At 36.3% G+C, this 14,121-nt stretch carries 17 protein-coding genes and 1 pseudogene; 9 read left to right on the forward strand and 9 right to left on the reverse strand.

The window, feature by feature from the left end; all coding sequences use genetic code 11:
- The first annotated feature begins 1 nt into the window (after position 1).
- From B5P42_RS04215 to B5P42_RS04230, 4 genes are read left to right on the forward strand one after another with little or no spacing between them, the layout of a single operon-like run.
- On the forward strand, positions 2 to 883 hold the full coding sequence (locus B5P42_RS04215) for an SGNH/GDSL hydrolase family protein (RefSeq protein ID WP_113733716.1): 882 nt from the start codon (positions 2 to 4) through the stop codon (positions 881 to 883).
- Positions 880 to 1,797 (forward strand): ABC transporter ATP-binding protein, encoded by a 918-nt coding sequence (locus tag B5P42_RS04220; RefSeq protein ID WP_113733717.1) that lies wholly within the window; start codon positions 880 to 882, stop codon positions 1,795 to 1,797. Before B5P42_RS04215 ends, B5P42_RS04220 begins: the two co-directional genes overlap by 4 nt.
- On the forward strand, positions 1,790 to 2,782 hold the full coding sequence (locus tag B5P42_RS04225; protein WP_002089839.1) for an ABC transporter permease: 993 nt from the start codon (positions 1,790 to 1,792) through the stop codon (positions 2,780 to 2,782). Before B5P42_RS04220 ends, B5P42_RS04225 begins: the two co-directional genes overlap by 8 nt.
- A gap of 19 nt (positions 2,783 to 2,801) precedes the next feature.
- On the forward strand, positions 2,802 to 3,479 hold the full coding sequence (locus B5P42_RS04230) for a uracil-DNA glycosylase (RefSeq protein ID WP_113733718.1): 678 nt from the start codon (positions 2,802 to 2,804) through the stop codon (positions 3,477 to 3,479).
- Positions 3,480 to 3,517: 38 nt separating this feature from the next.
- Here the strand turns inward: B5P42_RS04230 and B5P42_RS04235 are convergent, their stop codons facing one another.
- From B5P42_RS04235 to B5P42_RS04245, 3 genes are all read right to left on the reverse strand, one after another.
- Positions 3,518 to 3,811, reverse strand: coding sequence for a DUF3817 domain-containing protein (locus tag B5P42_RS04235; RefSeq protein WP_000953390.1), 294 nt, complete (start codon positions 3,809 to 3,811; stop codon positions 3,518 to 3,520).
- Positions 3,812 to 4,020: 209 nt separating this feature from the next.
- On the reverse strand, positions 4,021 to 4,842 hold the full coding sequence (locus B5P42_RS04240; RefSeq protein WP_113733719.1) for a Cof-type HAD-IIB family hydrolase: 822 nt from the start codon (positions 4,840 to 4,842) through the stop codon (positions 4,021 to 4,023).
- Between the two features lie 356 nt (positions 4,843 to 5,198).
- Positions 5,199 to 6,482 (reverse strand): purine/pyrimidine permease, encoded by a 1,284-nt coding sequence (locus B5P42_RS04245; protein ID WP_113733720.1) that lies wholly within the window; start codon positions 6,480 to 6,482, stop codon positions 5,199 to 5,201.
- 164 nt (positions 6,483 to 6,646) lie between these two features.
- Between B5P42_RS04245 and B5P42_RS33375 the strand changes: the two genes are divergently transcribed.
- The 4 genes and pseudogenes from B5P42_RS33375 (at position 6,647) to B5P42_RS04260 (ending at position 7,736) form a co-directional block, all read left to right on the forward strand.
- On the forward strand, positions 6,647 to 6,748 hold the full coding sequence (locus tag B5P42_RS33375; protein WP_370445688.1) for a hypothetical protein: 102 nt from the start codon (positions 6,647 to 6,649) through the stop codon (positions 6,746 to 6,748).
- Positions 6,717 to 7,010 (forward strand): annotated as a pseudogene (locus B5P42_RS04250) (cation:proton antiporter regulatory subunit); the annotation flags it as partial. The gene B5P42_RS33375 and the pseudogene B5P42_RS04250, both read left to right, overlap by 32 nt.
- A gap of 6 nt (positions 7,011 to 7,016) precedes the next feature.
- A complete protein-coding gene (locus B5P42_RS04255; RefSeq protein ID WP_113733721.1) occupies positions 7,017 to 7,304 on the forward strand; it encodes a YwdI family protein in 288 nt (95 codons plus the stop codon).
- A gap of 63 nt (positions 7,305 to 7,367) precedes the next feature.
- Positions 7,368 to 7,736, forward strand: a complete 369-nt coding sequence (locus B5P42_RS04260; RefSeq protein ID WP_002016371.1) for a DUF423 domain-containing protein — start codon at positions 7,368 to 7,370, stop codon at positions 7,734 to 7,736.
- Between the two features lie 31 nt (positions 7,737 to 7,767).
- Here B5P42_RS04260 and gerQ read toward each other — a convergent pair whose 3' ends face one another.
- From gerQ to hemQ, 4 genes are all read right to left on the reverse strand, one after another.
- Positions 7,768 to 8,199 (reverse strand): spore coat protein GerQ, encoded by a 432-nt coding sequence (gene gerQ, locus B5P42_RS04265; protein ID WP_113733722.1) that lies wholly within the window; start codon positions 8,197 to 8,199, stop codon positions 7,768 to 7,770.
- A 27-nt stretch (positions 8,200 to 8,226) separates the two neighbouring features.
- Complete coding sequence (locus tag B5P42_RS04270) at positions 8,227 to 8,649, reverse strand: cell wall hydrolase (protein ID WP_088293208.1); 423 nt, start codon at positions 8,647 to 8,649, stop codon at positions 8,227 to 8,229.
- 174 nt (positions 8,650 to 8,823) lie between these two features.
- Positions 8,824 to 10,101, reverse strand: coding sequence for a serine hydrolase (locus B5P42_RS04275; RefSeq protein ID WP_113733723.1), 1,278 nt, complete (start codon positions 10,099 to 10,101; stop codon positions 8,824 to 8,826).
- 196 nt (positions 10,102 to 10,297) lie between these two features.
- The gene (hemQ, locus tag B5P42_RS04280; protein WP_113733724.1) at positions 10,298 to 11,041 is read right to left on the reverse strand and encodes a hydrogen peroxide-dependent heme synthase; all 744 of its coding nucleotides are present in this window, start codon (positions 11,039 to 11,041) and stop codon (positions 10,298 to 10,300) included.
- A gap of 277 nt (positions 11,042 to 11,318) precedes the next feature.
- Here hemQ and pta point away from each other — a divergent pair, with 277 nt between their 5' ends.
- On the forward strand, positions 11,319 to 12,290 hold the full coding sequence (gene pta / locus B5P42_RS04285; RefSeq protein ID WP_002016367.1) for a phosphate acetyltransferase: 972 nt from the start codon (positions 11,319 to 11,321) through the stop codon (positions 12,288 to 12,290).
- A 69-nt stretch (positions 12,291 to 12,359) separates the two neighbouring features.
- On the opposite strand, the gene lipL is transcribed toward pta, so the two are convergent.
- The gene (gene lipL, locus B5P42_RS04290) at positions 12,360 to 13,205 is read right to left on the reverse strand and encodes an octanoyl-[GcvH]:protein N-octanoyltransferase (protein WP_002034931.1); all 846 of its coding nucleotides are present in this window, start codon (positions 13,203 to 13,205) and stop codon (positions 12,360 to 12,362) included.
- A gap of 127 nt (positions 13,206 to 13,332) precedes the next feature.
- Positions 13,333 to 14,028, reverse strand: a complete 696-nt coding sequence (locus tag B5P42_RS04295) for an RsfA family transcriptional regulator (protein ID WP_002016365.1) — start codon at positions 14,026 to 14,028, stop codon at positions 13,333 to 13,335.
- Positions 14,029 to 14,121 lie beyond the last annotated feature (93 nt).

The following is a 14,121-nucleotide window of genomic DNA, read 5'->3' on the forward strand; positions in this document are numbered from 1 at the left end:
TGTGAAAATCGCTTTTCGAAAATTCGTTTGGTATAATTATGGACAATCTATAGGGGCTAAAAGGGGTTTTGATATGAGATCAAAATTAGTAAAAGTAATTCTACTCATTACAATTGCGTCTTTCTGTTTATTTGCATACGGTTTTGTTTCGGGTGTAAATGATGTATTAAATCCGAAAGCTTCAAAATTAATTACGAAGACTGACGTAGTGGAAAAAGAGAAAAAGAAAACAGGAACGTTACAAATAGTTAGTTTAGGTGATTCGTTAACGCGCGGCGTTGGTGATAAAGAAGGAATTGGCTATATTGGACGAATGAAAGAGAATTTACAAAAAGATTATAAACAAAAAGTTGCACTAAGCAATTTGGCAGTTAGTGGTGCGAAAATGCCTGATTTATTAAAACAAATCGAAAGCAGCGGAGCTCAATATTCAATTAAGCAAGCAGATGTAATTGTTTTAACAATTGGAGGAAATGATTTATTCCCAGGATGGGAATCGCTCGGAAAGATAGATTTAGAGACGTATCGTCCTGATACGGAAACGTTTCAAAATGAAGCGAAGAAAATTATAGAAGAAATTCGTAAATTAAACACAGATAGTCCTATTTTTTGGCTAGGTTTATACAATCCTTTTGAGGATGTAGAAGATTTAAGAGGTTCATCAAATATTGTTGTTGATTGGAATGCTTCTTTAGAGAAGTTAGCATTAAATGATAAAAATGTATATATTACACCGACATTTGATTTATTCCAAAATCGTGGGAAAGATTTATTATACTCCGATCATTTTCATCCGAATGAAGTAGGCTACACATATATGGCAGAGCGATTAGTCCAAAACGTCGTAAGTAAATTAAAACTAGAGCAAGGAGGGATAAAATGACAACGATACTTTCTGTACGAGACTTAAAGAAGGTAATTGGAAAGAAGACGCTTGTAGAGGACATTTCATTTGATGTAAAACAAGGAGAAGTGTTTGGCTTTTTAGGACCGAACGGAGCCGGGAAAACGACAACAATTCGAATGTTAGTCGGACTGATTAAAGCGACAGAAGGTACTATTTCTATCGGTGGTTATTCTATTAAGGAAAATTTCAGAGAAGCGATGCGTCAAATTGGAAGTATAGTTGAAAACCCAGAGCTTTATACATATTTAACGGGATGGGAAAACTTAAAGCAATTTGCGCGCATGCTTGGTGATATATCAGATGAACGTATTATTGAAATTGCAAAAATGGTTCATTTAGATGAGCGTATTCACGATAAGGTAAAAACATATTCCCTTGGTATGAAGCAGCGCCTTGGAATTGCACAGGCGCTACTTGGAAACCCGAAATTGCTCATATTAGATGAACCGACGAATGGTTTAGATCCAGCTGGGATTAGAGAACTTAGGGAATTTATACATAAGCTTGTAAAAGAAGAAAATATGAGTGTATTTATTTCGAGTCACTTGCTAAGTGAAGTGCAACTGATATGCGACCGTGTTGCTATTATTCATAAAGGAAAAATGATAACAGTTGCACCTATTGAGGAGTTGATCAAAACAGCGAGTGATCGTGTGGAATGGGTCGTTACACCGATTTCCAAAGCGAAAGACATGTTAGACGCTGTTGAAGAGATAGAGGAAGTTAGTGTAGAAGATGAGCGTTTATTATGTCGTATGGATGTTGCGTCTATTAATGTTTGGAATAAGCATTTTGTAGAAAACGGGATAGATGTACATAGCGTCAAAGAGCTTGTATTTACGCTAGAAGATTTATTTATTGAACTCACAAGGGGTGAGCAATATGCGTGAATTTGCGAATCTAGTTTTAAATGAATCAGAAAAGATTTATCGTAAGAAACGAATTGTTGTTGTCATGCTTATTTTAGCAATCTTGATTCCACTTTTTGTGTATGCTCAGTATCGTGAAATAGAAACGACGCAAAAAAGGCTTGGTACGACCGATTGGAAAGTATCATTACAGCAACAAATTGTTGATTCACAAAACCGCTTGAACAATTCTAGATTGCCAGAAGAATGGCGGGATTGGTTAAAAGTAAGAGTGGAACAACAACAATATTATTTAGATCATAATATTAATCCGACTGCGCCAGGAGCACCGACATTTGTGAGGGCGTTTATTGAACAAGGAATAACGTTATTTATTCCATTGCTCGTTATGATTGTCGCCATTGATATTGTTTCAGGAGAACGAAGCGATGGTACGATGAAAATGCTTCTGACGAGGCCAATTCGGCGCTGGAAAATACTCCTTAGTAAATATGTGACGATGTTATTTTTCATTTCGCTCATATTGCTTCTTGTCGGTTTGTTTGCTTACGCATTATCAGGGCTTGTATTTGGATACTCTGGATGGAATTTACCTGTGTTAACAGGATTCGTCATTGATAAGGAAACGTTAAATACGAACTTTGTACACCTTATTCCGCAGTGGCAATACATTTTAATGGCGTACGGACTAGCTTGGTTTGTTGCTATCGTTGTTGGAACTATATCATTTATGGTCTCTGTTTTAATTCGTAATACACCAGCTGGTATGGGCGTTATGTTAGCTGCGTTAATTGCAGGCGGCATTTTAAGTTCATTCGCAACGTCTTGGGAAGGTGCGAAATACATTTTTAGTGTCAACTTATCGCTAACGGATTATTTATCAGGAAAACTGCCTGCATTACAAGGATTATCAATGGGATTTTCTTTAATAAATTTAACGGTTTGGGCAGTAGTATCTCTTATCATTTCGTTTGTAGTATTTACAAGGCAGGATATGGTGAATTAATTGGATAGGAAGTGAAGGCATGGAAAACATTTTGCAGAATGATTGGGGACCATTACTGGGGCCAGAATTTGAGAAAGAATACTATCAAAATTTAGCTAACTTTTTAAAAGAAGAGTATGAGGAGCATGTGATTTATCCAAAGGTAGAAGATATTTTTAACGCTCTAGAGTATACAAGTTATGAAAATACAAAGGTCGTTATTTTAGGACAAGACCCATATCATGGACCGAATCAAGCGCATGGTTTAAGCTTTTCGGTACAACCTGGTATTAAAACGCCGCCATCATTGCTAAATATGTACAAAGAACTTCGAGATGAATACGGTTATGAAATTCCGAATAACGGTTATTTAGTAAAGTGGGCGGAGCAAGGAGTTTTACTATTAAATACTGTATTAACGGTTCGTCAAGGTGAGGCGAATTCTCATAAAGGAAAAGGATGGGAGCATTTCACAGATCGCGTAATTGAGCTATTAAATGAACGTGAAAAGCCAGTTATTTTCATATTATGGGGACGCCATGCTCAGGCGAAGAAAAAGTTAATTACGAATACGAATCATCGTATTATCGAGTCTGTACATCCAAGTCCATTATCAGCAAGACGAGGTTTCTTTGGAAGTAAGCCGTACTCTAAAGTAAATACGATTTTAGCTAATATGGGCGAAAGAGAAATTGATTGGGAAATTCCAAATTTATAAATAGAAAAGGTAGTTAACAGTTGTTAACTACCTTTTTATTATTGTTGTTCGTTCTTTAGTTTTGCATCTAGTACAAAAGTACCGAATGGGATAACTGATGAAACGAATGCCCCAAGTGCCCATAAAATTGATTTACGGTGTACGATTGTTACTTGAATTACTGCAAAGATGAATAGAATAAATAAAACGCCATGAGCCATGCCTGTAATTTTAACAGCTGTTGCAAACCCTGCAAAATATTTTAATGGCATTGCTACAAATAATAGTAATAGGAAAGAAATCCCCTCAATTAAGCCGATTGCTCTTAATCTTCCGATTGGTGTAGATAACATGAAGTAGCCTCCTTTAATGTATGCTTGTATATAGTAAATTTGTATTCTTTTTCAAAATGAAATAGTCTATTTTGTTTAATTATATACAAAAAGAAAGTTTACACTACGAGAATAGTGCAAAGTTCAAAATATAGTCACAAAAGCATTGCAATTTAAATAAAAACCTATTTGAAGTATTTGACTTCAAATAGGTTTTATGAATGAAAATATTAAACAAGTACTTCCGTTTTTAAAACGAATTTCTCTACAACTTTTGCAACGCCATCGTTCATATTTGTATCTGTTACATAGTTTGCAATTTCTTTAATATCATCTGGTGCATTGCCCATCGCAACACCAAGACCAGCGAATTCAATCATTGCTTGGTCGTTATAGCTATCACCCATTGCGATAACCTCTTCACGCTTAATACCAAGTTTTTGGATTAGCTGGTTTAGGCTTGTTCCTTTTGTAACACCATATTCAGTAAATTCTAAGAAGAATGGTTTAGAGCGCATAACGCTTAATTGACCTTCTAGTTGTTTTTGTAGTTTCTTTTCTACTTCAACAAGGCGTTCAGCTTCTTTATTCATTAATACTTTTACTACAGGTTCTTTAACAGCAGTTTTAAAATCATCTACTTCAATAATCGGCATGCCAGTAATTTCGCCCTCAATTTTAGTATAAGGATTATTTTCTTCTGTTACGATATCATCGCCAATATAAGTATGGATCCATACATCTTCAGTTTTACTAATTTCAAATAGGTTGTGAACGATTTCAGGAGATAGCGTGCTACTGAAGATTTCTTCATTTGTTTTACAGTTAATAATTTTTGCGCCGTTAAAAGATAGAATGAAGCTACCATATTCCTCTAAACGAAGTTCTTTTGCAACATTGCGCATACCAAACGTTGGGCGCCCAGAAGCAAGTACAACTTTAACTCCTTGCTCTTGTGCTGTCATTAAAGCCTCTTTCGTACGAGGTGAAATTGTATGGTCGTCGCGTAATAAAGTATCATCTAAATCTAAAACAATCATTTTATAAGTCATATAGAAAATTCCTTTCTTTGTTGAAATAGAAATAAATTTTTATGAAGATAGTGGGGAATATATAGTAAGACATCGAACTTCTTTACATGAAACTAGGAGAAGTTCTGCATTGTTAGTATAAATTATCATGAGCGTGTTGCCCATGATAATTTATCCCGCTATTTGCGGGCAGTAAAACTCCCAACTCAGCATTTAGCTTGAGCAACGAAGTTAGATGGGAGATCCACTGCCCGTAAATGCCCTATTGGTGTGGGCTAATAATCATTGGGGAGGAACACCCCCCAATGATTAAAGTTTCACTTTATCATTATCGTAACAACTCTAAAGATAGAGTGCAATAATGGAAGTTTTCCAATTTACGATGGTTGTTTTTCGTGCGAACGAGAAAATAATATTTCCAGCAAGATAGCCATTACAGATCCAAGAACAAGACCGTTACTTAAAAATGAAGCTAAAAATGGTGGTAGCGTAGAAAACGCTCCTGCTGGAACGAACATAACGCCGACTCCTGTAAAGATTGAAAGGCCTGCTACTTTAAATAATTGTTCTTTATTTTGTACAGTGTCATATTCGCGGAAAGCGAGACCAATCATGCTTGCAAATACAGGATAAATCGCAGCATACCCAACTGCAACGGGGATGGCTGCAAAGAATGAAGTAATCTTTGGGAATATACTAACAAGAATGATAAAGCTTGACCCTAACATAAATGGAAGGCGCTTATAAATATTTGTCGTTGCAATAAATCCTGCGGATCCAGAAATGGCAACAGGACCAATGGCTGAAAATAGACCGCCTAGCAATTGATTTATTCCTGTTATAATGCCAGCTTGTTTGAAGCGATCTGGAGCAGCATCTTCTTCATACTTAGAAACAACCTTTTGTACAACGCGAATACTTGCTAACATATTTGTTAGCAGTAGTAGTGTGACGAAAACTACCGTAATTGCCATGTTCCATTCAATGCGAGGTATTCCGAAAACAAACAGAGATGGAAGACGAATTATATCTGTCACAGGTGTTACTGGATTAGATAATCCGAAGCACGCAAATAATATCCAGCCGCAGACGATACTGAAAAGAACGGAATATTGTCCAATAATAGGTATCTTCATAATGAAAAAAGATAGTAAAATAACAATGAGTGAAAGAATAAATACCTTTGGCTGTACTTCTGTATGTTGTCCATCAAGGCCAAACATGCCTTTTAAGAAGGAGCCACTAAGTTGTGCGACCAAAAGGAATAAATACGTTCCAATTACTGTCGGTGTAAAGTAACGAACTAGTTTATCAATAAGTCCAAAAACACTAAGAATAATACAAATGATGCCACTTAATAGGAAAGCGTACTGAAGGACCTTAAGTGTTTCATTGCTTGATCCAAATAATACGACGCCTAAACTTGCATACAAGGAGAAAATTCCCCACCAAAGGCCTGCAGGACCTTCTTGGATAGGAAGTTTATGACCAAATATGGCTTGCAAGAGACCGGCAAAACCGAGAACAAATAATGTTCTTTGTACAAACGCGATAGCTTCAGCGCCATCAAGGCCGTAACTAGTTGCGACACTAATTGGTACAATAAGACTTCCAGCTAAAATAAATAGTGCCCATTGTAAGGCAGAAAGAAATAGCTTCATTATATCAACCTCTTTCATAGATTCCGTTTTCTAGTATATACGTATTTCATTTCCTCTGGCAAAGATTGTAGATAGAGAAAAGAGTTGAAACGTAATATGAATGTACGGAAGCAATTATGGATAGCGGTTATATGTATGACTTTTGTTGTAATTCTAGGAATGCTATGACAATTGAAGAGATTAGCTTGTTTCAAGCATTTTGGATGACGATGATTACTGTATTGATGGTTGGATATTGCGAATCCGTTAACAGTGCATTATATTGATACAGTATTGTATGGAATAGAGCAATCATTTGTAATTGAAGAAATTCAAGTTGGTAAAGATTCTAACTTAGCTAGTAAATTGTTATTAGAGAGTAATGTGAGAAATCAATTTGGTGTAACAATTTTAGCGATTTTAAGAGATGGGGATATTATCCATAATCCAACGGGGCAGGAAAAACTGCAAGAACATGATATGATAATAGTATTTGGTTCAGTGGAAAAACTGAGGCAATTTGAGAAAGAACTACAAAGTAAGAGGTGACAAGGAATGCAAGTATCTAGCGATAAGGTTTTAAATAAAATGGCGAGTGAAATTGCAAAGGCAAAAAGTAGTGAAGGACAAAAATCAAAAGAGCATTTATTAGTTGTGCGTGCATTATGTGATTTATTATTAGATGAACGAGTTGAGCCTTCTACGTATAGAGAACCACAAGTTCAATCACAAATAATCGGATCTCAGCCTATAACAACAGTTCAACCGGTTATGCCAGTTTCTGGAGAACCTGTGTATATAAAAGAAGAAGGTGCAAATGGTAATTCTTTATTTGATTTTTAGGGATTAAATCGTTTGGATTATATGTGAAAATTGCTTATGATAAAAATAAAAAGGGGAATTAAGATGAAAATTTTCTTTTTACTAGGTTGTATTGCAGCGGGGCTATCTGTTGCATTAGGGGCTTTTGGAGCACATGGTTTAGAAAATAAAATTTCTGCAAAAATGTTAGAAGTGTGGAAGACGGGCGTTACATATCAAATGTTTCATGCCGGTGGCTTATTCGTAGTTGCTCTATTAATGGACAAAATGCAATCATCACTTTTAAGCACTGCAGGTTGGCTTATGGTAGCTGGGATTATTATGTTCTCAGGCAGTCTTTATGCATTAAGTACAACAGGTATTAAATTCTTTGGCCCAATTACACCTCTTGGTGGTGTAGCGTTTATTGTGGCGTGGATTTTAGTCGGAACTGCAGTTGTAAAAGGGTTATAAAAAACAAAAGCTGGCATTTGCCAGCTTTTTTTTATGGTCTTGGAGCATAAGTTGCTTGTTGACCAGGTAAATACGCAATTTCTCCTGGGAATTCTACATAATCTAAGTAAATCATTAGTAGTAAAAATCGTTTTCCAGATTTCGGTTCACTAATAACGATATGATCACGGCCGGCTGCCTCAATAATCCCTGTATAAGATTGTGTGCCAAGCGAGCTACCACGTTCATAAGTCATTACAACTGTAGCCTGCTTACCTTTGTTTAAACGAAGGATATTTTCAATATAAGATTGCTCTAGTGGTAACATACCTTGAGAAACTGCCAATTGAGCCTGAGCAGCTTGTTGTTGCATCGCTTGCTGTTGTTGCTGTTGCTGCTGCGCGGTCATTTGTTGCGGTTGTACATAAGTTCCAGATGGTTGATAGAAACCTGTTCCATAGTATGGATTTTGTTGCTGTGCCATTCAAAAATCCCTCCTCGTTTTCATTCCTTAATATATGCTAGGGCAATCCCCGGCAGTTGGTTGGAAGAAGCAGTGCTTTTTAAAACGTCCAGAGTTTTGTTGGTCATACCAAGTTGGTGGGCAAGGACCTTCAGGTCTGAAAAACCATAAGGCGAAATTTGCAGGCCAAAAACGTTGTCCTTGAATGGTACGCCTTGCTAAGGCAATGTCTTGTTCTCGTGCTCGTTGATAAAAGTACCCTTTTTGAGTAGCTTCAAAACCACCAGGATTTTGATAAACCATCTGACGTAAGTTCCGTACTTTTTTAAAATCCAAACAATTTCCGCGGACACGATTTACACCGACATTTCCAACCATTAGCATGCCTTGTTGTCCTTCTCCTTCAGCTTCGGCACGCATGAGTCTAGCTAATAACTTTACATCTTCTTCTGTATGTGCGATAACACCCATTATGTGTCACCTCTCTTTTTGGAATACCCTTCGGAAAGAGGTTTTTTCTAGATGAAGTGTGGAACAATTACTAGTTCATACGTATGAGAAAAAGGACTCAGATATGACAACCAAACAAAGTTTTACATTTTGAGAGGAAAAGAAAAAAAGCTAGCGTGGGCTAGCTTTTCATCATTAAAATACTTTAGACCATGAGTTTGAGAAGAAATCGCCAATTGAACGCATTGTTAATACGAACCAATTTGCTTTTTCTACTTCTTCAGTCGTTTTTGCAGTAACTTTTATACTTTTATTTCCGTCTAAGAAACCGTATTTATCAGTTGATTCTAAAACGATGGAACCGACTTTTGCATCTTTCTTAATAGGGGCAACTAAATGTCCATCTTCAGCAAGTGATTTATCTGCTTCAGCTGAAATTTTGTAAGGTGATTTGCTACCTTTTGCAGTAACTACTGTCACTTCTTTTTCTGGTGCAACTGTTACGTAGTCTTCTTTTCCTTTTACTACAGAAATTTTGTTATTTTTATCTACTTTTAATTTCTGTTTTTCGAAGTTATTAAATCCATATTCAATTAATGCGCGAGATTCTGTGAAACGTTCGTCCATTGATTTTGTTTTAATAATAACTGAAATAAGACGTAAATCACCACGTTTTGCTGTAATAGTGAATCCATATCCAGCGGTATCAGAACTTCCTGTTTTTAAACCATCTGCTCCTTCATAAGAGAAAGCAGCACCTGGTAACATCCAGTTCCAATTTTCCATACGAATTGGTTTCGGATGATTATCTGGGAAGTTTCTAAATCTTTGTTTTGTATCCTCTAGCATTTCTGGATACTTTGTAATAATTGTTTTTGAAAGAATACCCATATCGCGAGCTGACATGGAGTTTTCTCCATTCGGATCAGTTCCTTCAGGATGTTTTCCTTTTAAATCAGCGTTGTTTAACCCAGTAGCGTTTACAAATTTATATTTCTTTAACCCTAGTTTTTTCGCATGTTCATTTGCAAGATTTAAGAAGTTCTTTTCACTTCCTGCAAGTAATTCTGCTAAAGCAATACTAGATCCATTCGCAGAGAAGATAACGATAGAATGATATAATTCTCTTACAGTATATTGGCGTCCCTTTTCAAACGGTACGTTAGAGAATTCATTATTACGTGAAACTTCATAAGCGTAATCAGAAATAGTTACTTTCGTATCCCAAGTGATTTTTCCTTCTTTAATTGCTTCTAATACGGCATAAATAACAATTAATTTTGACATACTAGCGATAGCTAGTAATTCATCTGGATTTTGTTCATGCAGTATTTTTCCTGTATCCGCATCAAATAGAAGTGCAGCAGCTGCCTCTATATGTATTTTTTCTTCCGCATGGGATGTTGTTACTCCTAAGGAAGAAAATGACAATAGAGACACTAGTAAAATAGACAAGATTTTCTTCATATACATTATCACCTTCGCATCGTTATTAGCATATAGCTCGTACCATTTTAGCATAAATTTGGATATAGAAAGGTTACAATTTTGTAAGGAAATTGAAAAGAATTTGTCGATTTTTGTTCAAATTTGCAGAGAAAAGAAGCTTTTTGAGGAGAAATATAGAGGGTAATAAAAAAAGGAACGAATTTCGTTCCTTTTTTACGATTTATATGTGTAAAAATTTCTCTACCTTTTCGTCTGGTAAAATGTTTCCAACGAAAAATGTTCCGAATTCACCATAACGAGCACTTACTTCATCGAAGCGCATTTCATATATAAGTTTCTTAAATTGAAGAACATCGTCAGCAAATAATGTTACGCTCCACTCAAAATCGTCAAATCCAACTGATCCTGAAATAACTTGGCGCACTTTACCTGCGTACTGGCGACCGATTTTGCTATGGCTGTACATAAGTTTCTTACGTTCATCCATAGGAAGCATATACCAGTTATCATTACCTTGGCGACGCTTATCCATTGGATAGAAGCAAATGTGATTTGCTTTCGGTAACTCAGGATATAAGCGAGCTAAGATTTGTGGGTTTTGGTATGGGTCTTCATCAGCTGGAAGATAGTTGCTTAGTTCAACAACAGATACGTAAGAATATGCAGGAACTAAATATTCAGCTAATGTTGTTTTATTTAATTCTGTTTCGATTTCATTTAACTCTTCCATTGTTGGACGTAAGATCATAAGCATAATATCTGCTTTTTGACCAACAACTGTATACATTGCATGACTGCCTTTTTTTGCAGTAGCTACTTCGTTCCATTTTTCAACGACATTTAAAAATTCAGACACTGCTTGTCCGCGTTCGTCACTAGATAATGTTTTCCATGCTGCCCAATCAATAGAACGTAAATCATGTAAACAATACCAGCCATCTAACGTTGTTGTTGCTTCACTCATTCTATTCACCTCAGTTAATGATATTTTACACGTTAACTATAGCATATATAGGATTAAAAACATCTACATAAAGTTTCGGCGCATAAAACTGTCACATTTATATTTACTGGAAAACGGGAGAAAATAAGGCTTAAGTAGGCATTATTTCTCGGCTGAATTTTATGAAAATATAATCATTTTCATTTTATCTATTTTTTGGGAGCTATAAGTTTAAAATATAGCTGAAAAGAAGTATTCTTAAAGGTAGAGTTTTTAACATTTGTAGGAGGGTTTATTCGTGAGCAATTTATTTACAGCAGTAAAAGAAAAAGTTCAAGGAAAAGGCATTTCTATCGTACTTCCTGAAGGAACTGATGAAAGAATTTTAGGCGCTGCAGAGCGTTTAGCAAAAGAAGAGTTAGTAAAACCAATTTTAGTTGGTAATAAAGAAGAAATTAGCGCAAAAGCTGCTAGCATGAACTTAACATTAGCAGGCGTTGATATTTACGATCCAGCTACATACGAAGAGATGGATGCAATGGTAGCATCTTTCGTTGAACGCCGTAAAGGTAAAGCAACAGAAGAAGATGCTCGCAAAATCCTTAAAGACGAAAACTACTTCGGTACGATGCTTGTATACATGGGCAAAGCACAAGGTTTAGTAAGTGGTGCAGCTCACTCTACAGCTGATACAGTTCGTCCAGCACTTCAAATTATTAAAACAAAACCAGGCGTTACAAAAACTTCAGGCGTATTCATCATGGTACGTGAAGAAGAGAAGTATGTATTCGCTGATTGCGCAATTAACATTGCACCAAACAGCCAAGATTTAGCTGAAATTGGTATCGAAAGTGCGAAAACTGCTGAACTATTCGGTATTGACCCACGCGTTGCTATGTTAAGCTTCTCTACAAAAGGTTCTGCGAAATCTCCAGAAACAGAAAAAGTTGTAGAAGCAACTCGCATTGCAAAAGAAATGGCTCCTGAATTAACTTTAGATGGAGAATTCCAATTCGATGCTGCATTCGTACCATCTGTAGCTGAGAAGAAAGCTCCAGGTTCTACAATTAAAGGTGATGCTAACGTATTCGTATTCCCAAGCTTAGAAGCTGGTAATATCGGCTACAAAATCGCTCAACGCTTAGGTAACTTCGAAGCAGTAGGACCAATCTTACAAGGTTTAAATATGCCTGTAAATGATCTGTCTCGTGGATGTAACGAAGAAGAAGTGTACAAGTTAGCTTTAATTACAGCAGCTCAAGCACTTTAATTCTATAACGAATTAATATGAAAAAAGACCATCCTATTTCTTTTGAAATGAGGGTGGTCTTTTTGATTTCTATTTTTCTAAACCAAGTGCCTTATTATTACGGTCAATAATACGTTGTAAATTCGTCTCATATAAAGGAACTTCATCTACTGTTAGCTGAGATGATGTTAACTTTGGAGTGAATTGTTGCAACGTTTTTAAAAGGCGCATCATTAAATCTTGCACTGTAATTGTTTCGCCAAGTAATTCAGATAGTGAAGCCATCGTACTCGGTACAATTTCAGGATACGTAAATCTTGTTTCTTCGCCTTGAATTGCTACGTTGTAAAAATCACGAACGAGTGCGGCACGCTCAGATCCGCTTCCTGTCGCACATAAGTAAATTTGTACAGCAACGCCTCCGCGAATACGACGCTGAGAAATACCAGCAAATTTTTGATTGCGAATGCTCAAATCGTAGCTACCAGGACAATAAGAACCAACAATTTCTTTTGCTTCGATAGTAACATCGTAATCTTTTAACATTTCCTTAATTAAATGCCACATCGTATCGTATCCAAGGTCGATATCGATACCCTTTTCTGTTTCTTGGAATAAAAGTGATACATTTAAAACACCTTCATCAAGTACGACAGCAAGTCCACCAGAATTACGAACGATAACATTGAAGTCGTTTTCTTTTAAAAAGGAAATACCTTCTTCTAAATGTGGTAGGCGTGAATCTTGAATGCCAAGAACAATTGTATTGTGATGAACCCAAGAGCGCATTGTTGCAGCGGATAGACCATTTCCAATACTTGTGCATAACGTGTCATCCATTGCGAATGACTGAAGTGCATGGAAAGTTGGTCCTAAACTAGACTGATCTACAATACGCCACTCTGGCTGAGATAAAATCGAACGGGAATTGCTCATATAACTAACCCCTTATTTTTAAAATGACAACCTTTATTATAGCAAAAAATGTAGAAAGGGGTTTTCTCATATATAAAGGGAAGTTTAGAGGTGAAAGAATAAAAAGGATGCATTGCATGCATCCTTTTTATTCTGCAATTTTTTCTAAGTTACCGTTTCGATCCATGCGGAAAGATGTTTGTGAGCGTTCCTCATCATCCATTACTGCTAATTTACGAGCACGGTTCATAATATTCATAAGTGTTTCGTAATCCTCTTGTACAGTATGAGATTGTTGTTCTAATTTTTCTAGTTTCTTTTCTAGTTCTTCATTTCGCAGGATTTGCGTTTTAATTTCTTGTTTCAATCTCGTATTCTCGTTTTCAAGAGCTGTTACTTTTATATTTGAAGATCCAACTGTTTGTAAAAAGTAAATAACATCTTGCATTGTTATTGAGCTTTTTGGAGCAGGGACAGTCGGCTTTTGATATGGAGTAGCTTCTGTATATTGAACAGCTGTTTCATACGGTACGTGTTCTTCATAATCAGTTATCGCCGCCGCTGAAGCTGGTGGTGTGTAAAGCAAACGTTTTTTTGTCTGTTCACCGCCCGCAGCACGCATTTTATCTTTACGATGTTTTTTTGCTAGTTGAAGAGCTTGTTCATAGCTATAGCGAACAACAGCATTCCAGCGGAAACCACAAGCAGCAGATGTGCGATTTAACTGATCTCCTACTTCTTCAAAAGCATTTAATTGAGTACTTCCTTCTCGAACATGGCGAAGCACCGTTTCAGCAAGTAATAAATCGTCCTCGTCTGTCCAAGCATCTTGTCTTACTTTCATAGATTCAACTCCCTTTCTTTTTATGAACTTCCTATTTTTATAATGGGCAAAAAAATGAGCTTTTATACAAAGCTTTTAAAAATATGGTAGATT

This window comes from Bacillus sp. SRB_331, from assembly GCF_003264175.1.
GTDB lineage: Bacteria > Bacillota > Bacilli > Bacillales > Bacillaceae_G > Bacillus_A > Bacillus_A mycoides.